Annotated in this window: 24 protein-coding genes; 16 read left to right on the top strand and 8 right to left on the bottom strand. The window is 65.9% G+C overall.

From position 1 onward, the window contains the following. Positions 1 to 237: 237 nt before the first annotated feature. The 6 genes from ACNJYB_RS32835 (at position 238) to ACNJYB_RS32810 (ending at position 4,276) form a co-directional block, all read left to right on the top strand. On the top strand, positions 238 to 432 hold the full coding sequence (locus ACNJYB_RS32835; protein WP_439370666.1) for a twin transmembrane helix small protein: 195 nt from the start codon (positions 238 to 240) through the stop codon (positions 430 to 432). 2 nt (positions 433 to 434) lie between these two features. Then, complete coding sequence (locus ACNJYB_RS32830; RefSeq protein WP_439370664.1) at positions 435 to 1,007, top strand: cob(I)yrinic acid a,c-diamide adenosyltransferase; 573 nt, start codon at positions 435 to 437, stop codon at positions 1,005 to 1,007. 124 nt (positions 1,008 to 1,131) lie between these two features. Next, positions 1,132 to 1,881 carry an electron transfer flavoprotein subunit beta/FixA family protein gene (locus ACNJYB_RS32825; RefSeq protein ID WP_439370662.1) on the top strand — a complete coding sequence of 250 codons (750 nt, stop codon included), beginning with the start codon at positions 1,132 to 1,134 and terminating at the stop codon, positions 1,879 to 1,881. Continuing rightward, on the top strand, positions 1,881 to 2,825 hold the full coding sequence (locus tag ACNJYB_RS32820; protein WP_439370661.1) for an electron transfer flavoprotein subunit alpha/FixB family protein: 945 nt from the start codon (positions 1,881 to 1,883) through the stop codon (positions 2,823 to 2,825). The genes ACNJYB_RS32825 and ACNJYB_RS32820 overlap by 1 nt, the downstream gene beginning before the upstream one ends. A gap of 190 nt (positions 2,826 to 3,015) precedes the next feature. Next, positions 3,016 to 3,897: a 3-hydroxybutyryl-CoA dehydrogenase gene (locus ACNJYB_RS32815; RefSeq protein WP_439370660.1), complete on the top strand. Its 882-nt coding sequence runs from the start codon at positions 3,016 to 3,018 to the stop codon at positions 3,895 to 3,897. A gap of 184 nt (positions 3,898 to 4,081) precedes the next feature. After that, on the top strand, positions 4,082 to 4,276 hold the full coding sequence (locus tag ACNJYB_RS32810) for a hypothetical protein (protein ID WP_439370658.1): 195 nt from the start codon (positions 4,082 to 4,084) through the stop codon (positions 4,274 to 4,276). On the opposite strand, the gene tlpA is transcribed toward ACNJYB_RS32810, so the two are convergent. Continuing rightward, positions 4,273 to 4,938 carry a thiol:disulfide interchange protein TlpA gene (gene tlpA / locus ACNJYB_RS32805; RefSeq protein ID WP_439370657.1) on the bottom strand — a complete coding sequence of 222 codons (666 nt, stop codon included), beginning with the start codon at positions 4,936 to 4,938 and terminating at the stop codon, positions 4,273 to 4,275. The two genes, ACNJYB_RS32810 and tlpA, sit on opposite strands and share 4 nt — an antisense overlap. A 105-nt stretch (positions 4,939 to 5,043) precedes the next feature. On the opposite strand from tlpA, the gene argH reads away from it, so the two are divergent. From argH to lysA, 3 genes are all read left to right on the top strand, one after another. Further along, positions 5,044 to 6,441: an argininosuccinate lyase gene (argH, locus tag ACNJYB_RS32800; protein WP_439370656.1), complete on the top strand. Its 1,398-nt coding sequence runs from the start codon at positions 5,044 to 5,046 to the stop codon at positions 6,439 to 6,441. Positions 6,442 to 6,534: 93 nt separating this feature from the next. Next, on the top strand, positions 6,535 to 6,825 hold the full coding sequence (gene lptM, locus ACNJYB_RS32795; RefSeq protein ID WP_439370655.1) for an LPS translocon maturation chaperone LptM: 291 nt from the start codon (positions 6,535 to 6,537) through the stop codon (positions 6,823 to 6,825). 23 nt (positions 6,826 to 6,848) lie between these two features. After that, positions 6,849 to 8,114, top strand: a complete 1,266-nt coding sequence (gene lysA / locus ACNJYB_RS32790; RefSeq protein ID WP_439370653.1) for a diaminopimelate decarboxylase — start codon at positions 6,849 to 6,851, stop codon at positions 8,112 to 8,114. Between the two features lie 66 nt (positions 8,115 to 8,180). Here lysA and ACNJYB_RS32785 read toward each other — a convergent pair whose 3' ends face one another. Beyond that, positions 8,181 to 9,089 carry an NAD(P)-dependent oxidoreductase gene (locus ACNJYB_RS32785; protein ID WP_439370651.1) on the bottom strand — a complete coding sequence of 303 codons (909 nt, stop codon included), beginning with the start codon at positions 9,087 to 9,089 and terminating at the stop codon, positions 8,181 to 8,183. A gap of 104 nt (positions 9,090 to 9,193) precedes the next feature. Further along, complete coding sequence (locus ACNJYB_RS32780) at positions 9,194 to 9,577, bottom strand: carboxymuconolactone decarboxylase family protein (RefSeq protein WP_008567285.1); 384 nt, start codon at positions 9,575 to 9,577, stop codon at positions 9,194 to 9,196. Between the two features lie 168 nt (positions 9,578 to 9,745). Here ACNJYB_RS32780 and ACNJYB_RS32775 point away from each other — a divergent pair, with 168 nt between their 5' ends. Together ACNJYB_RS32775 and ACNJYB_RS32770 are read left to right on the top strand one after the other, a co-directional pair. Beyond that, positions 9,746 to 11,665: a TIGR02302 family protein gene (locus ACNJYB_RS32775; RefSeq protein WP_439370650.1), complete on the top strand. Its 1,920-nt coding sequence runs from the start codon at positions 9,746 to 9,748 to the stop codon at positions 11,663 to 11,665. Then, a complete protein-coding gene (locus tag ACNJYB_RS32770; protein ID WP_439370649.1) occupies positions 11,653 to 12,804 on the top strand; it encodes a DUF4175 family protein in 1,152 nt (383 codons plus the stop codon). Before ACNJYB_RS32775 ends, ACNJYB_RS32770 begins: the two co-directional genes overlap by 13 nt. A 215-nt stretch (positions 12,805 to 13,019) precedes the next feature. Here ACNJYB_RS32770 and ACNJYB_RS32765 read toward each other — a convergent pair whose 3' ends face one another. After that, the gene (locus tag ACNJYB_RS32765; RefSeq protein ID WP_439370647.1) at positions 13,020 to 13,394 is read right to left on the bottom strand and encodes a response regulator; all 375 of its coding nucleotides are present in this window, start codon (positions 13,392 to 13,394) and stop codon (positions 13,020 to 13,022) included. 31 nt (positions 13,395 to 13,425) lie between these two features. Beyond that, on the bottom strand, positions 13,426 to 14,304 hold the full coding sequence (locus tag ACNJYB_RS32760; protein ID WP_439370646.1) for an MJ0042-type zinc finger domain-containing protein: 879 nt from the start codon (positions 14,302 to 14,304) through the stop codon (positions 13,426 to 13,428). Positions 14,305 to 14,474: 170 nt separating this feature from the next. Here ACNJYB_RS32760 and ftsE point away from each other — a divergent pair, with 170 nt between their 5' ends. The 4 genes from ftsE to ACNJYB_RS32740 all read left to right on the top strand — a co-directional run bounded on the left by ftsE (position 14,475) and on the right by ACNJYB_RS32740 (position 17,921). Further along, positions 14,475 to 15,134, top strand: coding sequence for a cell division ATP-binding protein FtsE (gene ftsE, locus ACNJYB_RS32755; protein ID WP_439370644.1), 660 nt, complete (start codon positions 14,475 to 14,477; stop codon positions 15,132 to 15,134). Further along, a complete protein-coding gene (locus ACNJYB_RS32750; RefSeq protein WP_439370643.1) occupies positions 15,127 to 16,095 on the top strand; it encodes a cell division protein FtsX in 969 nt (322 codons plus the stop codon). Before ftsE ends, ACNJYB_RS32750 begins: the two co-directional genes overlap by 8 nt. 325 nt (positions 16,096 to 16,420) lie before the next feature. Next, positions 16,421 to 17,125: a YdcF family protein gene (locus tag ACNJYB_RS32745; RefSeq protein WP_439370641.1), complete on the top strand. Its 705-nt coding sequence runs from the start codon at positions 16,421 to 16,423 to the stop codon at positions 17,123 to 17,125. Between the two features lie 22 nt (positions 17,126 to 17,147). Continuing rightward, positions 17,148 to 17,921: a lysophospholipid acyltransferase family protein gene (locus ACNJYB_RS32740; protein WP_439370639.1), complete on the top strand. Its 774-nt coding sequence runs from the start codon at positions 17,148 to 17,150 to the stop codon at positions 17,919 to 17,921. Here the strand turns inward: ACNJYB_RS32740 and ACNJYB_RS32735 are convergent. Further along, positions 17,918 to 18,529, bottom strand: coding sequence for a gamma-glutamylcyclotransferase (locus ACNJYB_RS32735; RefSeq protein ID WP_439370637.1), 612 nt, complete (start codon positions 18,527 to 18,529; stop codon positions 17,918 to 17,920). The two genes, ACNJYB_RS32740 and ACNJYB_RS32735, sit on opposite strands and share 4 nt — an antisense overlap. Before the next feature lie 211 nt (positions 18,530 to 18,740). Here ACNJYB_RS32735 and ACNJYB_RS32730 point away from each other — a divergent pair, with 211 nt between their 5' ends. Beyond that, positions 18,741 to 19,925, top strand: a complete 1,185-nt coding sequence (locus tag ACNJYB_RS32730) for a DUF2125 domain-containing protein (protein WP_439370635.1) — start codon at positions 18,741 to 18,743, stop codon at positions 19,923 to 19,925. 104 nt (positions 19,926 to 20,029) lie between these two features. On the opposite strand, the gene ACNJYB_RS32725 is transcribed toward ACNJYB_RS32730, so the two are convergent. Continuing rightward, positions 20,030 to 20,968 carry a prephenate/arogenate dehydrogenase family protein gene (locus ACNJYB_RS32725; protein ID WP_439370634.1) on the bottom strand — a complete coding sequence of 313 codons (939 nt, stop codon included), beginning with the start codon at positions 20,966 to 20,968 and terminating at the stop codon, positions 20,030 to 20,032. After that, complete coding sequence (hisC, locus tag ACNJYB_RS32720) at positions 20,965 to 22,062, bottom strand: histidinol-phosphate transaminase (RefSeq protein ID WP_439370633.1); 1,098 nt, start codon at positions 22,060 to 22,062, stop codon at positions 20,965 to 20,967. Before hisC ends, ACNJYB_RS32725 begins: the two co-directional genes overlap by 4 nt. Positions 22,063 to 22,069: the final 7 nt, after the last annotated feature.

The raw sequence follows: 22,069 nt of genomic DNA, 5'->3' as shown, positions 1-22,069 counted from the left end.
GCGGGTGAGGGGGAGCCTCCGCGAGGACGGTGGGAGAGCGATTCGGGGAGACTCCCCCTCACCCGGAGTCCGCGCTGCGCGCTCATTCCGGCCTCTCCCCGCAAGCGGGGAGAGGCGAAGAAGACAGGCCGCTCGAGCAAATCTGAACTCATCCAGCTAGCTTCTGATATTATTGACTTAAAAGCCAGATCGGGAACGCCATGGCGGACCGCCGCGCACGGTGTTATCTACCCTCAGATGGCATCTGTCCTGAGTACTTTCATCCTGCCGATCGCGGTCGGCGCCGTGGCGTTGGTGCTGCTGCTCGGTCTCGTCAACATGATGCGCGGCGGCTCGCCAAACACTTCGCAGAAGCTGATGCGCTGGCGGGTGCTGCTTCAGTTCGTGGCGATCGTCATCGCCATGGCCGCGGTCTGGGCGATGGGACGCTGAACATGGTGGTATTGAACCGCATCTATACCAAGACCGGTGACGACGGCACGACGGCGCTCGGCTCGGGCGAGCGCCGGCCGAAATACGATCTGCGCATCGAGGCCTATGGCACCGTCGACGAGACCAATGCCGCGATCGGCGTGGTGCGGCTCCATACCCATGACATGCCCGAGTTCGACGCGATGCTCGGCCGGATCCAGAACGATCTGTTCGACCTCGGCGCCGATCTTGCGGTGCCCGAACGTGAAGGCAACGCCGAGCGGTTGCGGGTGGTCGCGAGCCAGGTGGAGCGGCTCGAGCGCGACATCGACGCGCTCAACGACAAGCTCGCGCCGCTGACCTCCTTCGTGCTCCCCGGCGGCACGCCGGCCGCGGCCTACCTGCATGTTGCGCGCACGATATGCCGCAGGGCGGAACGCGTCATCGTGGAACTGGCGGCCCGGCCAAGCGAGCCGGTCAGCGCGGCTGGAATCCAGTATATGAACCGCCTCTCGGACTTCCTGTTCGTGGCGAGCCGTGCCGCTAACCGTAATGGTGCCGGGGACGTGCTCTGGGTTCCGGGCCAGAACCGCTGACCCATTTGGACCGCGCATTTCTAAGGTTTAAAAATTGGCACGTTCGCGCGTTGACCGGGCCGGATCAGGCCTTTAGGTTCCGCGCCAGTTGATAACCCCTCCCAAATTGAGTGAAAGAGGATCGATGAAGGTCTTAGTTCCGGTAAAGCGGGTGGTCGATTACAACGTCAAGGTCCGCGTCAAGGGCGATGGATCGGGCGTTGAACTCGCCAACGTCAAGATGTCGATGAACCCGTTCGATGAAATCGCCGTCGAGGAAGCGCTGCGCCTGAAGGAAGCCGGCAAGGCGACCGAAGTCGTGGTGGTCTCCATTGGACCGGCGCAAGCGTCGGAGACGATCCGCACCGGTCTTGCCATGGGCGCCGATCGCGGCATCCTGGTGAAGGCCGAAGCCACCGTCGAGCCGCTCGCCGTCGCCAAGATCCTGAAGAAGGTTGCGGAAGAAGAGCAGCCTGGCCTCATCATCCTCGGCAAGCAGGCGATCGACGACGACTCTAACCAGACCGGCCAGATGCTGGCCGCGCTGCTTGGCTGGTCGCAGGCGACCTTCGCTTCCAAGCTCGAGGTCGAAGGTTCTGACTTCAAGGTCACGCGCGAAGTCGACGGCGGCTTGCAGACCGTCAAGCTGAAGGGACCGGCGATCGTCACCACCGACCTTCGTCTCAACGAGCCGCGTTACGCCTCGCTGCCGAACATCATGAAGGCGAAGAAGAAGCCGATCGCGGAGAAGACCGTCGCCGATTACGGCGTCGATGTCGCCGCGCGCCTCGAGGTTCTCAAGACCACTGAACCGGCGGGCCGCAAGGCGGGCGTCAAGGTCAAGGACGTCGCCGAGCTGGTGTCGAAACTCAAGAACGAAGCCGGGGTGCTCTGATGACGACGCTTCTGATTGCCGAACACGACAATGCGTCGCTGAAGGATGCGACCAACAAGACCCTCACCGCGGCTGCCGCGCTCGGCGCGGACGTCGAGGTGCTGGTGGCCGGCCAGAACGCCAAGGCCGCGGCGGATGCCGCCGCCAAGCTCGCCGGCGTGAAGAAGGTGCTGCTCGCCGACGGCGAGCTCTATGCGCACGATCTCGCCGAGCCGCTGGCCGCGCTGATCGTCTCGCTGGCCCCGTCCTATGACGCGATCGTCGCGCCCGCGACCTCGCGCTTCAAGAACGTGATGCCGCGTGTCGCCGCCCTGCTCGACGTCATGCAGGTCTCGGAGATCATCAAGGTGGTCGCCCCCGACACCTTCGAGCGACCGATCTATGCCGGCAACGCCATCCAGACGGTGAAGTCGAAGGATGCCAAGAAGGTCATCACGGTCCGCACCTCCACCTTCGCCGCGGCGGGCGAAGGCGGCAGCGCGCCGGTCGAGACCGTGGCGGCGGCGGCCGATCCCGGCCTGTCGTCCTTCGTGGGCGAGGAGGTCGCCAAGAGCGACCGTCCCGAGCTGACCTCGGCGAAGATCATCGTCTCCGGTGGCCGCGCCATGCAGAGCCGGGAAAACTTCGCAAAGTACATCGAGCCGCTCGCGGACAAGCTCGGCGCCGGTGTCGGTGCCTCGCGTGCGGCGGTGGACGCCGGCTATGCCCCGAATGACTGGCAGGTCGGCCAGACCGGCAAGGTCGTGGCCCCCGAGCTCTATGTCGCCGTGGGCATTTCCGGCGCGATCCAGCATCTGGCGGGCATGAAGGACTCCAAGGTGATCGTCGCGATCAACAAGGACGAGGACGCGCCGATCTTCCAGGTCGCCGATTACGGGCTGGTCGCCGACCTCTACCAGGCGGTTCCGGAGCTGACGGCCGAACTCGGCAAGCTCGGCAAGTAAAACGCGTTCAAAACACCGGCCGGAGGTATAAACTCCGGCCGGTGTTTCATTTTTGAGCCGTTTTCTTTGGCGTGGGGCACGCCTTCGAAGCGATCCAATCTAGGTTTCGAGCCAAGGTTCTGATTAAATCAGGTTTCTGGTCAAATCAGACGCAGGGCGCGATGTGCGCGCCGTTCCGGTGGATGACATTATGGCGGCAGTGATCAAGAAGGTCGGCGTGATCGGCGCGGGTCAGATGGGCAATGGCATCGCGCATGTTGCCGCGCTCGCCGGCTTCGACGTGGTGCTCAACGACGTTTCGGCCGACCGCCTCAAGTCGGGCATGGCCACCATCAACGGCAATCTGGCCCGCCAGGTCTCCAAGAAGGTCGTTACCGAGGAGGCCAAGACCAAGGCGCTGTCGCGCATCGTGGCCGCCGAGAAGCTCGACGAACTCGCCGATTGCGATCTCGTGATCGAGACCGCGGTCGAGAAGGAAGAGGTCAAGCGCAAGATCTTCCACGAGCTCTGCGCCATCTTGAAGCCCGAGGCGATCGTCGCCTCCGACACGTCCTCGATCTCGATCACCCGCCTTGCTGCCGCCACCGACCGGCCCGAGCGCTTCATCGGCATTCATTTCATGAATCCGGTGCCGCTGATGGAGCTGGTCGAGCTGATCCGCGGCATCGCCACGGATGATGCGACCTTCGAGGCAGCCAAGGAATTCGTCGCCAAGCTCGGCAAGCAGGTCGCGGTCTCCGAGGACTTCCCGGCCTTCATCGTCAACCGCATCCTGCTGCCGATGATCAACGAGGCGATTTACACGCTGTATGAAGGCGTCGGCAATGTCGAGGCGATCGACGCTGCGATGAAGCTCGGTGCCCACCATCCGATGGGCCCGCTCGAGCTCGCCGATTTCATCGGCCTCGATACCTGCCTGTCGATCATGCAGGTGCTGCACGAGGGCCTCGCCGATTCCAAGTACCGCCCGTGCCCGCTGCTGGTGAAATATGTCGAGGCCGGCTGGCTCGGCCGCAAGACCCAGCGCGGCTTCTACGACTACCGCGGCGCCAAGCCGATTCCGACACGCTGACGGGTGGGTTAGCCCCGCGGGTTGCGCGAAGCGCAAACCGCCCGACCTCTTCTGCCTCTCCGGATACGAACAGGGGTGGGTTACGCATTCGGCTAATCCCCCTACGAGCTGCATCCGGCTCGTGACAATTCATGTCCCGTTAACCCCTCGCGCCTAGGTTACGCCCGCTACGAGGGTTCGCGTAATGGACATGATGGCGATGGTCAGCACCATGCTGGCCGCTCAGCAAGGCGCGCTGCAGTCGAATATTGCGGCGACGCTGACCAAGCAGAACATGGACATGGAGAAGTCCACTGTCCTGACCCTGCTCGGCGCCGGTCAGCCTTCCCTCGCCAATGTCGCCCCCGGCGTCGGCGGCAATCTCAACGTGACGGCTTAAAGCGAAGCGGCGGCCTGGCCGGTCGCGGCGCGGATCAGCTTCAGCGCATCCTCGCTCGCCCATTCCGCCGGCCCCGCGATCGTCGCGATCTCGCAGCCCTGCGGGTCGACCAGCATCGAGGTCGGCATCCCCAGCGCCCGCCCTATCGCCTTAAGATCCTGGAAAACCTTGGCTTTCTGGTCGTTAAAGTAGCCCAGCCGGGTCAGGTTGGCCTCTTTCAGGAAGGTCTTCGGCTTCTCCGGGTCGCGAGTGTCGATGTTGATCGCCACGACCTCGAAATTCGGCCCCGAAAGCTTGCCCTGGAGCTCGTCCAGCGCCGGCATCTCCTTTCGGCAGGGCACGCACCAGGTGGCCCAGAGGTTCACCAGCAGCGTCTTGCCGCGAAAATCGGACAGTTTCTTCGGCTTGCCGTCGGCATCCTCGAAGGTGAGGTCGGGCAGCTTCAGCGGCGCGGTTGCGATGGTCAGCGCCGCCACCTCGCCATGCGCCAGCGGCGCGATTTTTTGCGCGGTTGCGACCGCCGGCTTGCAGGTCGGATCACCGCCAGGAGCCCGGCTCAGGCCCAGCCCATACAGCGCGGCGAAGCCGGCCAGCCCGCCGATCGCCACGGTGGCGATCACGACGGGGATCCGGCGCGTGGCGGAGGGCTTCTTGTCGAGCATATCGTTTGTCATCCGGTTGCAGATATGGCTATCAGGGGCCTCTTAATACGGCTGGCCGCGGCCAGCAAACGTGGCTAGCGACAGGCAAGGCGTGAGCAGGGGATCATGAGCAACAAGATGTGGGGCGGCCGGTTCTCGGAACGTCCCGATGAGATCATGGAAGAGATCAACGTCTCCATCGACGTGGATCGTCACCTCTTTGCCCAGGACATTACCGCGTCCAAGGCCCACGCCGCGATGCTCGCCAGCCAGGGCATCATCACGGCCTCTGATGCGAAAAATATCGGCAGGGGTCTAGACACGATTTTGTCAGAGATCGGCAAGGGCGGCTTCGAATTCAAGCGCGCGCTCGAGGACATCCATATGAATGTCGAGAGCCGCCTGTCGGAGCTGATCGGCCCCGCGGCCGGCCGCCTGCATACGGCGCGCTCGCGCAACGACCAGGTCGCGACCGACTTCCGTCTCTATGTCCGCGACGTGCTCGACGAGACCGATGCCGCGCTCGCCGCGTTCCAGCAGGCTCTGGTGGAACGCGCGCTGGAACATGCCGGCACCGTGATGCCCGGCTTCACCCATCTGCAGACCGCGCAGCCCGTGACGTTCGGCCACCATCTGCTCGCCTATGTCGAGATGGCCGGGCGCGACCGCGGCCGCTTCCAGGACGCGCGCAAGCGGCTCAATGAATCGCCGCTCGGCGCCGCCGCGCTCGCCGGCACCTCGTTCCCGATCGACCGCCACGCCACCGCGAAGGCGCTCGGCTTCGACCGCCCGATGGCGAATTCGCTCGACGCCGTCTCCGATCGCGACTTCGTGCTGGAGACGCTCTCGGCCGCCTCGATCTGCGCCGTGCACATGTCGCGCTTTGCCGAGGAGATCGTGATCTGGACCTCGCCCCTGGTCGGTCTGATCCGCCTCAGTGACAAGTTCACGACCGGCTCTTCTATCATGCCGCAGAAGCGCAATCCGGACGCCGCCGAGCTCGTGCGCGCCAAGACCGGCCGCGTCATCGGCGCGCTGAACGGGCTGCTGATCGTGATGAAGGGCCTGCCGCTCGCCTATCAAAAGGACATGCAGGAGGACAAGCAGGGCGCCATGGAGGGTTTTGCCGCGCTGTCGCTGGCGATCCGCGCCATGACCGGAATGGTCCGCGATCTGGTCCCTGACGAGGCGAAGATGAAGGCCGCCGCCGGCGAGGGCTATGCCACCGCGACCGATCTGGCCGACTGGCTGGTGCGGACCCTGAAGATGCCGTTCCGCGACGCCCACCACGTCACCGGCCGCATCGTGGCCAAGGCGGCGGAGGACGGCGTGGCGCTGCACGAGCTGCCGCTGAAGCAGATGCAGGCGATCGAGCCGAAGATCACCAGGGACGTGCTCGGTGTGCTCTCGGTCGAATCGTCGGTGAAGAGCCGCACCAGCTTCGGCGGCACCGCGCCGAAGAACGTAGCGTCGCAGGCCAAGGCCTGGGCGAAGCGGCTGGAAAAAGAGCGAAAATTGGGCTGAGGGTAAAATTTCGCTGATGTTTCATGGTCATCCGGCTCTCGCCAGAGCACGCCAATCTCTGTATGGTGCGGCCCGCGTAGTGGGGATTTCGTCGTGACGTCAAAGTTTCGCCCGGCCGGCTCGGGGTGGGCCATCATTGTCTTGAGCCTGACGGCGCTCGCGCTTGCCGGCTGCGGCCGCAAGGGTCCGCTCGACCTGCCGCCGACCGCGTCCAGCGCGTCCACGGCCAATGTCGCCGCGCCGACCGACACCGAGATTGAGACCCAGAGGACGCCGAGCGTGTTCAATCCCACCTATGGTGCGGACGCTGCGCCGGCGGCGCCCAGGGGCACCAAGAAATCGTTTATTCTCGACCCGCTCCTGGACGACAAGCCCAGCCGGTAGGCTGGGGCAACCGAGCCAACGCCATGAACCATTTCGACTATCGCAACGGCGTGCTGCACGCCGAGGCGGTGAACCTGTCCGAGCTGGCCGCAACGGTCGGTACGCCGTTCTATTGCTATTCGACCGCGACGCTGGAGCGGCATTACCGCGTCTTCACCGAGGCTTTCGCCGGCGAGAAGGTGCTGGTCTGCTACGCCCTAAAGGCGAACTCCAACCAGTCGGTACTGCGCACGCTGGCCAAACTGGGGGCCGGCGCCGACGTGGTCTCGGGCGGTGAGTTGAAGCGCGCGCTTGCCGCCGGTATTCCCGCCGGCAAGATCGTGTTCTCCGGCGTCGGCAAGACGGAAGACGAGCTGCGCGCCGCGCTGGCCGCCGACATCCTCTGTCTCAACGTCGAATCCGAGCCGGAGCTCGAGCTGCTGTCGCGCCTTGCGATCGAGATGGGCAAGACTGCGCGGATCTCGTTGCGCGTCAATCCCGACGTCGATGCAGGCACGCATGTCAAGATCTCCACCGGCAGGTCCGAGAACAAGTTCGGCATCCCGATCGTGCACGCCCGCGAGGTCTATGCGCGCGCGGCGAAGCTGCCCGGAATCCAGGTGACCGGTACCGACGTGCATATCGGCAGCCAGATCACCGATCTCTCCGGCATGGAGACCGCGTTCCGCATCCTCTCCGAATTCGTGCAGACGCTGCGTAGCGACGGCCACGACATCAGCCACGTCGATTTCGGCGGCGGTCTCGGCATTCCCTATTACATGGACCGCGAGGCGCCGCCGGCGCCCGCCGCCTATGCCGCCATGGTCAAGCGCGTCAGCCACAATCTCGGCTGCACGCTGATGTTCGAGCCGGGCCGCATGATCGTCGGCAATGCCGGCATCCTGGTCGCCAAGGTGATCTATGTGAAGCACGGCGACGGCAAGAACTTCGTCATCATCGACGCCGCGATGAACGATCTGATCCGCCCGACGCTGTACGAGGCTCATCACGACATCCTGCCGGTGACGCAGCCGGGGAAGGATGCGGCCACGATCACGGCCGACGTGGTCGGCCCGGTCTGCGAGACCGGCGACTATCTCGCGCTCGACCGCACGCTGCCGATGCCGAAGGCGGGCGATCTCCTCGCCATCATGACCGCCGGCGCCTATGGCGCCGTGCAGGCCGGCACCTACAACACGCGCCCGCTGGTGCCCGAGGTCCTGGTGAAGGGCGACCAGTACGCCGTGGTGCGCCCCCGCATCGACGTCGAGCAGCTGATCGCGATGGACAAGCCGGCGCCGTGGCTGTGAGGCCGCGCTGGCTCAACAACCACGCCGTCGTCCGGCCTTCGCCGGGACGACGGCGGAAGGCTGACTCTACTTCCCTGCCAATCCGCCCTTTGCTCCACCCACCACGACTCCCGCCTTCTTCTCGATCGGCTTGATGGCCGCGGTGAAATCCGACTCCGCGCCTTCCGCGCTGATCACGGTTTCCCACAGCCGCCCGACGGCCTCGGCGACCTCCATCGACAGGCCGAGCTGCTTCATCTCCTCCAGCGCCAGCCGTACGTCCTTGACCATCAGCCCCGTGGCGAAGCCGAAATCGAAGGTGCGCGGCAGCACCGAGCGCGGAAACTTGTCGCGGCTTGCGGTGTTCATGCCGGAGCCCGCATTGATGACGTCGATCATCACGGCGGGATCGAGCCCGGCTTTCACGCCCATCACGACGGCTTCCGACGTCGCCACGATCGCGGTAGCCGACAGGAAATTATTGGCGAGCTTCATGGTCTGCGCCGCGCCCGGCTTCTCGCCGATGAAGAACACCTTTCCGATCACGTCGAGTGCGGGCTTGAGCAGCTCGAACTCCGCCTTCGGCCCCGACACCATCACCGCCAGCGTGCCCTTCTCGGCGCCGCCGACGCCGCCGGAGACGGGACAGTCGATCTGCACGATGCCGCGCTTGGCCAGGAGCCCGTGAATCTTCGCCGCCATTGCCGAGCCGATGGTGGAGAGATCGATGAAGCGCTTTGCGCGCTTGCCCTCGATCACGCCGTTCGCGCCCGTTGCAACGTCGAGCGAAGCCCGTAGCGAGGGCAGGCTCGCCATCACGGTCTCGACCTGATCGGCGACGTCCTTCGGCGACGACGCGGCAGTGGCGCCACGTGCCACCAGCTTTTCGACAATCTCCTTGCGCGTGTCGAACACGACCAGCCTGTGTCCCGCCTCGATCAGCCGCCGCGCCATCGGGAAACCCATGTTTCCGAGCCCGATGAATCCGATGTCCATGGTGTTTCCTTGTGCTTGTTATTTTTTGTTGAGTACGAAGCCGCATGCCCCATACTCGCTGCCGTCCCGGCGAAGGCCGGGACCACGCCGGAGAGAGACGGGCCTCACGCCTTCCCGTCAATCTCCGCGAACACCTCGCGCGCGATGCGAAAACTGTCTACGGCGGCCGGCATGCCGCCGTAGATGGCGACCTGCATCAGGATCTCGCGGATCTCGTCGCGGGTGACGCCGTTGGTCAGCGCGCCCTTCAGATGCGCGCGAAACTCGTGCTGGCGGTTGAGGATCGCGATCATCGCGATGTTGAGCATGCTGCGGGTCTTGCGCGGCAGCTCCTCGCGGCCCCACACCGTGCCCCAGCAATATTCGTTGAGCATCTCCTGGAACGGACGGTTGAAATCGTCGACGTTCTTCAGGGCGTTGTTGACATAGGCTTCTCCCAGTACCGCTTTGCGGACCTCGAGGCCCTTGTCGTGCATCTTCTTGTCCATGGCGTTTCCTTCGCTTCCCTGAGGTGGCGCCGCGGAAATTACGGGGTTGAGGCGGACCAGTCACGTCCTCGTGTTATGCAGGAAAAGGGGTCGCTCCCGTACAGGAACGGATGCCTCAGTGCTGCCGTTGTGATACGCTTCTCTCTACCGGGCAACCTGGAGAGCTGATTGAACGGCGTCACCCCCGACCCGTCAGACCCGATCCGCGATGGCGACGCTCTGTCGCGGCTGAAGCTGGCGCAGGCCCTCGACAGGGCCGTTTATGCCATCGCGTGGGAACGTGCCTGGCCAAATCTCGCGCGGCTGCTGACCGTCATCGGCTTGTTCCTGGTGGTGTCCTGGGCGGGTCTTTGGCTTGCGCTGCCGTTCCTGGCGCGTGCGATCGGTCTCGCCATTTTTGCCGGCGTTGCGACCGCCGTGCTGTTCCCCCTGCTCAAGTTCCGCTGGCCGAGCCGCGAGGAGGCGCTGAGCCGGCTCGACCGCGGCTCCGGCATTCGTCACCGCCCGGCCACCACGCTCGCGGATACGCTGACCTCGCAGGATCCGATCGCGAAGGCGCTGTGGCAGGCGCAGCGCGAGCGCACCCTGGGCTCGCTGAAGCGCATCCGTGCCGGTCTGCCGCGCCCGCGGCTCGCGCTCCACGATCCCTGGGCGCTGCGCGCGCTGGTCATGGTGATGCTGGTTGCGACCTTCTTCGCGGCCGGCGACGAGCGCGCGATGCGCGTCGGAGCCGCCTTCGACTGGAACGGCGTGCTGGCACCCACGAACATACGCGTCGATGCCTGGGTTACGCCGCCGCTCTACACGGGCAGGCCGCCGGTGATCCTGTCGGCCGCCAACAAGGAAGCTGCAGCGCTACCGGCGAGCGGTCCGCTCGCCGTTCCCGCCGGCTCGACCCTGATCGTGCGCTCTTCCGGCGGCAACCTCGATGTCGTTGTCTCCGGCGGTCTCAAGGAGGTCGCTCCCACCGAGGCCACGCCCAAGGGCACCAACGAGAAGCATTTCGCCATCACCGCCGACGGCACCGCGCATGTCCGTGCGCCGTCCGGCCAGCCGCAATGGGCGTTTGCGGCGACGCCGGACCGTCCGCCGACGATCTCGCTTGTCAAGGATCCGGAGCGGCAGGCGCGCGGCGGGCTCCAGCTCTCCTACAAGATCGAGGACGATTACGGCGTCACCGGCGCCGAGGCGCAAATCGGCCTGCGCTCCGCCGACGGCAAGGACGACAGCAAGGCCGCGGCGCGGCCGCTGTTCCAGCCGCCGCAATTCCCGCTGGTGCTGCCGAACGCGCGCACCCGCAACGGCGTCGGCCAGACGGTGAAGGACCTCAGCGAAGATCCCTATGCCGGCGCCGATGTCACGCTGACGCTCAGCGCCAAGGACGAGGCCGGCAACGAGGCAAAAAGCGAGCCGTTCAACTTGCGCCTGCCCGAGCGCCTGTTCACCAACTCGCTCGCGCGCGCGCTGATCGAGCAGCGCCGCATCCTCGCGCTCGACGCCAACAAGAATTCCGACGTCTACGCCGCGCTCGACGCGCTGATGATCGCGCCGGAATTGTTCACGCCGGATGCCGGCTGCTATCTCGGCCTGCGCAGCCTCGCTGCCCAGCTCGAGGCGGCCCGCACCGACGATGCGCTCCGCGAGGTGGTGGCGAGCATGTGGGCGTTCGCGGTCACCATCGAGGACGACGGTGTCGCCGGCAGCGTCAACGCCGCGCTGCGCTCGGCGCAGGACGCGCTCAAGCATGCGCTCGAACGCGGCGCCAGCGAGGACGAGATCAAGGTGCTGACGCAGAAGCTCCGCGAGGCGATGGCCGGCAAGGTGCGCGATCTCGCCCGGCGCGCCGAGCAGAATCCGCTCGGCCCCCGGCAGCCGTTCCCGGCGGAGGTTCAGCTCATCCTCGACAAGGCGATCGAGCTGCGACAGAAGACCCAGAAGGCGACGGCGGAGCAGCTCGCGGAGCTGGCGCAGCAGCAGGACGCGCTGCGCCAGCAGCTTCAGGCCTATCGGAAGTCGGCGAGCAACCGGGCGAAGGGGGGCAACGACGGGGCCAACCAGTTTACGCGGGACCGGAAATGCGGAAGCTAGCGCGCCTGCCAGTCTTCAAGGCGATCTCGATCGCCTGCTTCGCCCTGCTGCTGGGTGGCGTCTCGCCGGCCGCTGCCCAGCTGGACCAGGATCCCGATGCGCTGCTCGACAGCGCTGAAAAGGCGATGCAGGATTCCGGCGACAGCCTGAGGCAGAAGGAATCCGGCAAGAGCCTGGGCAATCAATCCGACGCCATCCAGAAGCTCGAGGAATACAAGCGCGCGACGGAGCGGAGCCAGTCCTCCAGCCGCGATCGCAACGTCATCACGCAGCGCGATCTCGACGAGCTGCTGAAGCAGATCGAGAAGGCGGCGCGCGAGGGCAATCGCGAGGCGGCCCAGCGCATGCTCGAGCAGCTCGCGCAGATCATGGAAAATCTCCAGATGGCGCAGCCCGGGCAATCCGGCGACAGCGACATGGAGCAGGCGCTGAACGAGCTCAGCGACATGATCCGCAAGCAGCAGCAATTGCGCGACAAGACGTTCAAGCAGGGCCAGGATTCCCGGCGCGACCGCTCCCGCGGCAAGCAGGGCGACCAGTCGATGTCGGACCTGCAGCAGGACCAGCAGGCGCTGCGCGATCGCCTGAAGAAGCTGCAGGACGAGCTCGCCAAGCGCGGCCTCACCCAGAAGGGACAAAAGAGCCAGAAGGGTCAGCCGGGGCAGAAGGGCCAGCAGGGCGATCCGGGACAGTCCGGCCAGGATGGCGATCAGGACGGCGACCAGGGCGATGATGACGGCAGCCTCGACGCCGCCGACGGCGCGATGGGCGATGCCGGCTCGAAGCTCGGCGAGGGCAACGCGGATGGTGCCGTGGACTCGCAGGGCAAGGCGCTCGACGCCCTGCGCAAGGGTGCGCAGAAGATGGCCGAGGCGATGCAGCAGGGCGACGGCGACGGGCAGGGCGATGGTCCCGGCAACCGGGCCGGCCGCCAGCAGAGCGGCGCCAATCAGACCGACCCGCTCGGCCGGCCGCTTCACGGCCGTGAGTTCAGCGACGACTACACAGTCAAGATCCCCGGCGAGATCGACGCCCAGCGCGTCCGCCGCATTCTCGAAGAGCTCCGCCGCCGCTTGGGCGATCCCTCGCGCCCGCAGATCGAGCTCGATTACATCGAGCGGCTGCTGAAGGATTTTTGAGGCGATAGCCTTCTTCTAGCCGGGATGAGCGAACCGACATCCGGGGCCAATGGTCCCGCATGTCGCTGCGCTCATCCGGGCGACGACCGCGCCACAACCCTCGGTCGCTGCGAGCGTAGCGAAGCAATCCAGAATCTTTCCGCGGCAGCAGTCGGGATCGCTTTCGCTGCGCTCGCAATGATCTCGCAATGATGATGTGGCGATACCGCTGCCGGCTACCGCTTCTTCGCGGCGAGCGCATCGGCCACGGCCGTGCGGATATCCGCGACCGAGAACGGCTTTGTCACGACGTCATGCACCAGCGCATTGAGGTTCGACGCGCGCTCGCGCTGGTCGGCAAAGCCGGTCATCAGCAGGATGGTCAGGTCGGGGAAGTCGCGCGCGGCGGACAGCGCCAGAGCGATGCCGTCCATGACGGGCATCTGGATGTCGGTGAGCAGCAGATCGAACGCGCCATCCTCGCGGGTCAGGATCTCCAGCGCCTCGGCGCCATCCTGCGCGGTCACGGTCTCGTGGCCGTCCATGGCGATGGCGCGTGCCACCAGCGTGCGCATCGAATCCTCGTCATCGGCGATCAGGATTTTGGGCATGAGACCAACCTTGGGAGCAACCGCGCGACGATTACACGCTGCCGCCGGAGATGTCGCGCCGGTTCAAGAAGCGAACGTCGATGTTGCGGCCCTCCGGCGGGGGCGAAGCGAGGCGCGAGCGGAAGGAGGCGCGCTCGCCGGGTTGCAGCACGGTCTGTTCCAGCACGGCATTCCAGGCGTAGATCTCCGCGCCCTGCGCGTCGCGGACGGCAAATCGCAGCCGCGGGATGTCGAGCGGCTTCTTGCCCTGGCCGACGATCACGCCCTCGATCACCAGCACCTGCTTACCGTCGACGGTCTCGCTGGACAGCTTGACGTCCTTGAACGCCAGCCCGCGCAGATTCACCTCGAGCCCGACCATCTTGTAGAACGCGGCGGTCTGCGGCAGCAGCCGCACCACATCGCCGCGCCACATGATCAGGGCCAGCACCAGCGCGGCCATGGCGGCGCAGGCGGTCGGCAGGCCGAAATAGGATTTTCGCGGAGCAACAGTGGGAGTCGGGCGCTTCACCCGCGCCCCGGGGCGGCTGAACAGGCTGCGGAACCAGGATCGGTGCTGTGCGCCGACGGCTTCTTCCTCGGCGGACCGTGCCGCCGCCGACCACTCGTCCTCGAGTTCCCGGGCGTCGTCGGCCGGCCAGTCGCTGGCGATCGAGGGGCTGTCAATCACGGGGGTGTCGGCGGCGGTATCGTACTCGGCATAGGAGTTCCACTGCGCGGCGAGGTCGGACTGGTCGTCGGCCTCTCGGGCCGCGGCCATGGCCGGGATGGACGCCTCCTCGATGGCATCCTCGGCATAGGCGACCCAGGTCTCCTTGCAGCGGGAGCAGCGGACCGTCCGTCCATTCGCCCCCAGGCTCGCGGGCTTGATGGCGTAGGATGTCGTACAATGGGGGCAGACGATATGCATGGACGAGCCTTGATGCATGGACTGGTCGTGATGACCCGGAGAGCCGGTTGCCCTGGATGCTACAAGGCGACCGTTAACGAACCGGAAACCATAACGGTCGCAAAAACCGTTGATCGCGTAGGACAGCGCGCCGCGCCGCGTCTATCGCCCCCTCTCGAACGGAGCTGAGCTTGGTTCGGTTCGAAAATGTCGGATTGCGTTACGGCCTGGGGCCGGAGATTCTGCGCGACCTCAGCTTCCAGATCCCCGCGCATTCCTTCCAGTTCCTCACCGGCCCGTCCGGAGCCGGCAAGACCTCACTGCTGCGCCTGCTGTTCCTGTCGCATCGGCCGACGCGCGGCCTCGTCAATCTTTTCGGCCACGATATCTCGCAACTCGGCAAGGACGAGATCGCGGACTTGCGCAAGCGCATCGGCATCGTGCTCCAGGATTTCCGACTGCTCGACCATATGACGACCTACGAGAATGTCGCGCTGCCGTTCCGCGTCATGGGCCGCACCGAGTCGAGCTATCGCAAGGAGGTCATCGACCTCCTGCGTTGGGTCGGCCTCGGCGACCGCATGGACGCGCTGCCGCCGATCCTGTCGGGCGGCGAGAAGCAGCGCGCCGCGATCGCGCGGGCGGTGATCTCGCGGCCGCAGCTTTTGCTCGCGGACGAGCCGACCGGCAGCGTCGATCCGACGCTCGGCCGCCGCCTGCTGCGGCTTTTCATCGAGCTCAACAAATCCGGCACCGCCGTCATCATCGCGACCCACGACATCGGCCTGATGGACCAGTACGAGGCGCGGCGGCTGGTGCTGCATCAGGGACGGTTGCACGTCTATGAGTAGGACCGACGAGCGTGGCGTGCTGGTCGATCTCGGACAGGAGCGTCCGCAGCTTCCGGCCAAGGCGCGCAACATGTCGCCGATCGTGCCGCGCGCCTCGATCCATGGCCGCGCGCTGGTCGCCGTCGTCGCCATCATGACCTTCCTGGCCTCGATGACCACCGGCACGGTGCTGCTGGTCAGCGCCTCCGCCGCGGAATGGCAGTCGGAAGTCGCAAGCGAGATCACCATCCAGGTCCGTCCGCAAGCGGGGCGCGATCTCGACCGCGACACCGTGGCCGTGACCGAGGCGATGCGCGCGCAGCCCGGCATCGTCGAGGTCAAACCGTTCAGCAAGGACGAGAGCGGCAAGCTGCTCGAGCCGTGGCTCGGCACCGGCCTGTCGATGGACGATCTGCCGGTGCCGCGCATGATCATCGGGCGGGTGCAGCCGGGCACGCCGCTCGATCTCGGCGTCCTGCGCGCCCGCGTGACGCAAGTGGCGCCGAGCGCCAGCGTCGACGATCACCGCGCCTGGATCGAGCGCATGCGCTCGATGACCAATGCCACCGTGCTCGCGGGCCTCGGCATCCTCGCGCTCGTCATCATCGCGACCATCATCTCGGTGTCGTTCGCGACCCGCGGCGCGATGGCGGCGAACCGTCCGATCGTCGAGGTGCTGCATTTCGTCGGCGCCGGCGACCGCTACATCGCCAACCGCTTCCTGCGGCATTTCCTCAGGCTCGGCCTCGAAGGCGGCGTAATCGGCGGCGGCGCCGCCATGCTGGTGTTCGGCTTCTCCGAGTCGGTCGCCGGCTGGTTCTCGGGAACGCCGGTCGGCGACCAGTTCGCGGCCTTGCTGGGCACCTTCTCGCTGCGGCCGTCCGGCTATGTCGTACTTGCGGTGCAGGCGGTCCTGATCGGCGCCATTACGGCCGTCGCCTCGCGCCAGACGCTGTTCGCGACGCTGAATGATATCGATTGAGGTTTCTTCGCCTCTCCCCGCTTGCAGGCCGGAATGCGCGCTGCAAGCGCGGATTCCGGGTGAGGGGGACTCTCCGCGAGTCCAACTGTCTTCGTCCCCGCGGAGAGTCCCCCTCACCCCAACCCTCTCAGCGCGAGCGAAACTCGTCGCGGCCCCGCATCCGCCTTCGCCAAGGCTTCGGCGGACCGGAGCGGGGCGAGGGAGCACACCGTCGATGTGGAGAGAGTAGTCGTCGTCCCTTGCGTACGCAGCGTTCAACAAACCGGACTCCACTTCGCCTCAAAACGTCCTAAAATCATTCCAAGGAAGGGATCACCGGCATCGCATGACCTCGCCGACCGACGATCGATCGCCGAAACTGCCGCGCGGCTGGCTGCGCGCGACAATCGTGTCGACGATTGCGCTCGCTTTCGTCGCCGCGGCGGCCGGCTTCGTCGCGTTCCTGTCGCAGATGCGCGGCGCCGAGATCGCGCCGGACCGCAAGGCCGACGGCATCGTGGTCCTGACTGGCGGTTCCTCGCGGGTGTCGGATGCGATGGAGCTGCTGGCCGCGGGCTATGGCAAGCGGTTGCTGATCTCCGGTGTGCATCCGACCTCGACGGCGAGTGACATCTCGCGGACCCTGCCGGAGAACCAGGCCTTCATGACCTGCTGCGTCGACCTCGACCGCACCGCGCTCACGACCCGCGGCAACGCCGCGGAGGCGCGGCGCTGGGCCGAGGGGCGACGATTCAAGTCGCTGATCGTGGTCACCTCGAATTACCATATGCCGCGCGCGCTGGTGGAATTCTCGCATGCGATGCCGCAGACCACGCTGATCCCGTTCGCGGTGGTCGGCGACAAATGGCGCGAGGAGCCGTGGTGGACCTCGGCGTCCACCCTGCGGCTGCTCTTGTCCGAATATGTCAAGTACATCGCGGCCGAACTCAGGGTGCGGCTGGAGGATTTCGGGATTGACCTTTCACCCGAGATATCGGAGCAGCCTGCAGGTCAGCAGCCCAGGCGGCCCGCCACTGCCCAGGCCAACTGACCGGCAATTAATCGGATCGTCGATGTTTCTGATTTTCCTGCGCTCGCTCTTGTTCAACGTGCTGTTCTATGCCGTATTGGTCTGCCTCGCGCTCGTGGCGCTGCCGACCTTCGCCTTGCCGCCGCGTGCCATGCTCACGGTTGCCGAATGGTGGGCGAAGGCGACGCTTTTCTTGATGCGCGTGGTCTGCAACATCAAGGTGGAATTCCGGGGTATCGAGAAGATCCCGCAGGGACCGCTGGTGATCGCAGCGAAGCACCAGTCGTTCTGGGAAACGTTCGTGCTGCCGGGTTTCTTCAACCGCCCGATCTTCATCCTCAAGCGCCAGCTCATGCAGATTCCGGTGTTCGGCCAGTTCCTGGTCAAGACCGGGATGATCGCGATTGACCGCAATGCCGGCGTGAGGGCGCTGCTGGACATGACCCGGCGCGCGCGCGAGGCGGTGCGCAGTGGAAAGCAGCTCGTGATCTTTCCGGAAGGCACGCGCCGCGCTCCGGGCGCTCCGCCCGACTACAAGACCGGCTTTGCCCAGATCTATTCGTCCTGCGGCGTGCAATGCCTGCCGATCGCGCTCAACTCGGGCCTGTTCTGGCCGCGCCGCACCTTCATGCGCTATCCGGGCACGCTGGTGGTCGAGTTCCTCGATCCGTTGCCGCCGGGCCTGCCGAAGGACGAGTTTCTCACCCGCGTGCAGACGGTGATCGAAGAGGCGACCGCCCGCCTCGTCGAAGCGGGGCGGAAAGAGCAGGAGCAGTTGATCGGCATCGCTCCGAGCTACGCGCCATCTGAGAGTTAGCGGTTCTCTCGATCTTCCGCCTGAGCCGGCGCGTGCAGCGCATGCGCTTCACCATGCAGCATCGTCGCGAGCTGATGCAATTGCGTGTCGCGAAAGCCTTCGGCCTCGATGGCCTTCACCGTCGCCGTCACGTAGTCACGGTTGGCGCCGGACTGGCCGTGGCCCTGGACGACATGGCGATGCTGGTCGGCGAGCGACAAGCGGCCGGCATATTGCACATGGCCGCGGTCGACGACATAGGCGAGCGCCGAGACGCGCTGGCGCGCATCATTCTCCAGCCACACCGAGCGCATCACCTCGCGATAGACCGACGTGACCTGCTCGCGTTCGCGCAAATAGGCGACGACGTCGGCACGGTTCTTCTCGGCGACGCGGAAGGCGATGCCGCGGCAGGCGCCGCCGCGGTCGAGCCCGAGCACCAGGCCCGGCTTCTCCGGCGTGCCGCGATGCACGAAGGAATAGACGCAGAGCGCGCGATGCTCGCCGACCAGGCGCGCCGGGACGCGCTCCTCGAATTCGAAGCCCGGCCGCCACATCAGCGAGCCGTAGCCGAACACCCAGAGGTCGCCCTTGGCTGTGGTGACGGAGGGGAGGGTGATTTCCGACATTTCGGGCACGGCTAGAGCATGATCCGGAAAAGTGTGAAGCGGTTTTCCGCAAAGACCATGCTCAAACAAGGAGCTAAAGCGCGACGACGATGTTTCCAAATCGTGTCGCGCTTTAGCAGAACCGGGCCGCCAAGCGAAGCGGATTCTCGGCCTTTCGTCGGGGGCCGGTCCCGCTTACATTTGCCTGAATCTGGGGCCAAAGGGTCGCCGCATGTCCGATATGACCGTTGCCACAGGCCGCCGCTCCCGTTGGGGCCTTTTCATCGCACCCGTTCTCCTGCTGATCCTCGCCGTCGCGTGGACCTGCTTCTGGTTCTATGCCGCGTCGCAGGCCGAGGTCGCCGCAGACGCCTGGCGCGCGCAGGAGGCCAGGTCCGGCCGCATCTATGATTGCGCCAAGCGCTCGATCGCGGGCTTCCCGTTCCGCTTCGAGGTCCAGTGCTCCGGCGCCAGCGTCGCCCTGGTCTCGCAGAATGCCAGCAAGACGCCGTTCACCGCCAGGCTCGACAACATCCTGGTCGTCGCCCAGGTCTACGATCCCAAGCTCGTGATCGCCGAGTTTTCGGCGCCGGCGACGCTGACCGACGGCGTCACGCAAAACACCTTCGTGGTGAACTGGAGCAAGGGGCGCAGCAGCGTGGTCGGCCTGCCGGCCGTGCCGCAGCGCGCCTCTCTCGTGTTCGACGACCCCAACATCAACCGGCTCGACGGCAGCATGCAGGTGCCGCTCGCGCGCGCCAAGCAGATCGAGCTGCATGGGCGCCTTGCGGACGGCTCGCCGGCCGATCATCCCGTGATCGAGACCGTGCTCCACGTCGCGCAAGCCAGCATCCAGGGCGTTCATCCCTTGCTCGCCGAGCCGTTCGAGGCCGACACGCGGGCGAAGATCACCGGCCTGTCCGACCTCACGCCAAAGCCCTGGCCGCAGCGCTTCCGCGAGATCCAGGCCGCCGGCGGCCATATCGAGATCCTGCAGTCGCGGATCCAGCAGGGCGAGATGATCGCAGTCGCGGCCGGCACGCTCGGCCTGTCGCCCAATGGCCGACTCGACGGCGAGCTGCAGATGACGGTGACCGGGCTCGAGCGCGTGATCCCGGCACTCGGGATCGAGAAGATGCTGGAAGAGGGCGTACCGCAGGCGACGCTGGATCGCGTCGCGCCCGGCGTGAAGTCGCAGGACCTCAATAATCTCTTTGGTGCGCTTGATCGCGCCGTTCCCGGCCTCGGCAAGGTCATCAAGCAGAACGCCAATGCCGGCCTGGCGGCCGGCATCAACTCGATCGGCACCGAGAGCACGCTCGAGGGCAAGAAGGCGCGCAGCTTCCCGCTGAAATTCGACGACGGTGCCGTGCTGCTCGGCCCGGTCAAGGTCGGTCAGATCCCGCCGCTGTATTAGTTCTCGTCATTGCGAGCGAAGCGAAGCAATCCAGGCTTTCTCGTCGGAAACAGTCTGGATTGATTCGTCGCTGCGCTCCTCGCAATGACGGAGGAGAGAGGGGGCTACGGCTTCTTCTCGAGCTGCCCGTGCTGGCGGCCGAAATCTGCTGCCGCCGAATCCTGGCCGATCTCGACGATGCCGCGGCGGATGGCGCGGGTGCGGGTGAAGTGATCGAACAGTGCTTCGCCGTCGCCGCGCCGGATCGCGCGGGTCAGCTTGGCAAGATCCTCGGTGAAGGTGCCGAGCATCTCCAGCACCGCTTCCTTGTTGGCGAGAAACACGTCGCGCCACATCGTCGGATCTGATGCGGCAATACGGGTGAAGTCGCGGAAGCCGCCGGCTGAGAATTTGATCACCTCGGACTCCGTCACCTGCGCCAGCTCGTCGGCGGTGCCGACGATGGTGTAGGCGATCAGATGCGGCAGATGGCTGGTGATCGCGAGCACGAGGTCATGATGATCCGGCGTCATCACCTCGACCTTGGCGCCCATCGCCGCCCAGAAGGCGCGCAAGTGAGCGACGGCCTCAGTGTCGGTACCCTCCGGCGGCGTGAGAATGCACCAGCGGTTGATGAAGAGCTCGGCGAAGCCGGAATCCGGCCCCGAATGCTCGGTGCCCGCGACCGGATGTGCCGGCACGAAATGGACGCCCTGCGGCAGATGCGGCGCCATGTCCCTGACCACCGCGCCCTTGACCGAGCCGACGTCGGAGACGACAGCGCCCGGCTTCAGATGCGGCGCGATCTCCTGCGCCACCGGCCCGCAGGCCCCGACAGGAATGCAGAGGATAACGAGGTCGGCGTCCTTGACGGCCTCCGCATTGGTCGCCACCACCTGGTCGACGATGCCGAGCTCGATCACCCGCGCGCGCGTCCTCTCCGAGCGCGCGGTGGTGACGATCTCGCCAGCCAGGCCCTGGAGCTTCGCAGCGCGCGCGATCGAGCCGCCGATCAGGCCGAAGCCGATCAGCGCGACGCGCTGGAAATGCGGTTTCGCGCTCATTTGCCGGCCATGAATTCGCGCAAGGCATCGACGACGAGGCGGTTGGCCTCTTCGGTGCCGATGGTCATGCGCAGGGAATGCGGCAGGCCGTAGTTCTTCAGCGCGCGCAGAACGAGGCCGCGCTTGGTGAGGAAGGCGTCGGCGTCGTCCGAGGTCCTGCCGTTGTCGGTCGGGAAGTGGATCAGCACGAAATTGGCAACGCTCGGCGTCACCCTCAGGCCGAGCTTGGTGATCTCCTCGGTCAGCCAGTTGCGCCAGGTCTCGGTGAACTGCTTCGACATCGCCTGATGGGCGGTGTCCTCGATCGCGGCGACCGCGGCATACATCGCCGGCGTCGACACGTTGAAGGGACCGCGAATGCGGTTGACCGCGTCGATGATGTGCTCGGGCCCGAACATCCAGCCGACGCGCAGCGCGGCGAGGCCGTGGATCTTGGAGAAGGTGTGCGTCACCACGGTGTTCTCGGTGGTCGCGACCAGCTCGATCCCCATTTCGTAATCGTTGCGCGAGACGTAGTCGCAATAGGCGGCGTCCAGCACCAGCAGCACGTGCGAGGGCAGGCCGGCGCGCAGGCGCTTGACCTCGTCGAACGGAATGTAGGTGCCGGTCGGGTTGTTGGGATTGGCGAGCCAGACCAGCTTCGTCTTCGGCGTGACCACCTTGAGGATGGCGTCGACGTTGCAGGTGAGGTTGGTCTCCTCGGCGATCACGTTCCTGGCGCCGACCGCCATGGTCGCGATCGGATAGACCAGGAAGCCGTGGGTGGTGGAGATCGCCTCGTCGCCCTGGCCGAGATAGGTGTGGGCGAGCAGGTTGAGGATCTCGTCCGAGCCGGCGCCGCAAATGATGCGGTTCGGATCGAGTCCGAACGAGCGGCCGATCGCTTCGCGCAGCACGCGCGAGGTGCCTTCGGGGTAGTCTTCCAGATGATCCGCCACGCGCTTGAAGGCCTCGATCGCCTTCGGCGAGGGCCCGAACGGCGTCTCGTTGGCCGAGAGCTTGAACACCTTGCGGCCCGGCTCCGGCACCGGGGTCTTGCCGGGCGTGTAGGGCGCAATATCGAGAATGCCGGGGTTCGGCACGGGGCGGGACATCTTCAAC

It is taken from the genome of Bradyrhizobium sp. SMVTL-02 (assembly GCF_051853005.1).
In the GTDB taxonomy this organism is placed as follows: Bacteria; Pseudomonadota; Alphaproteobacteria; order Rhizobiales; family Xanthobacteraceae; genus Bradyrhizobium.
This window is presented reverse-complemented; position numbering and strand designations above follow the sequence as displayed.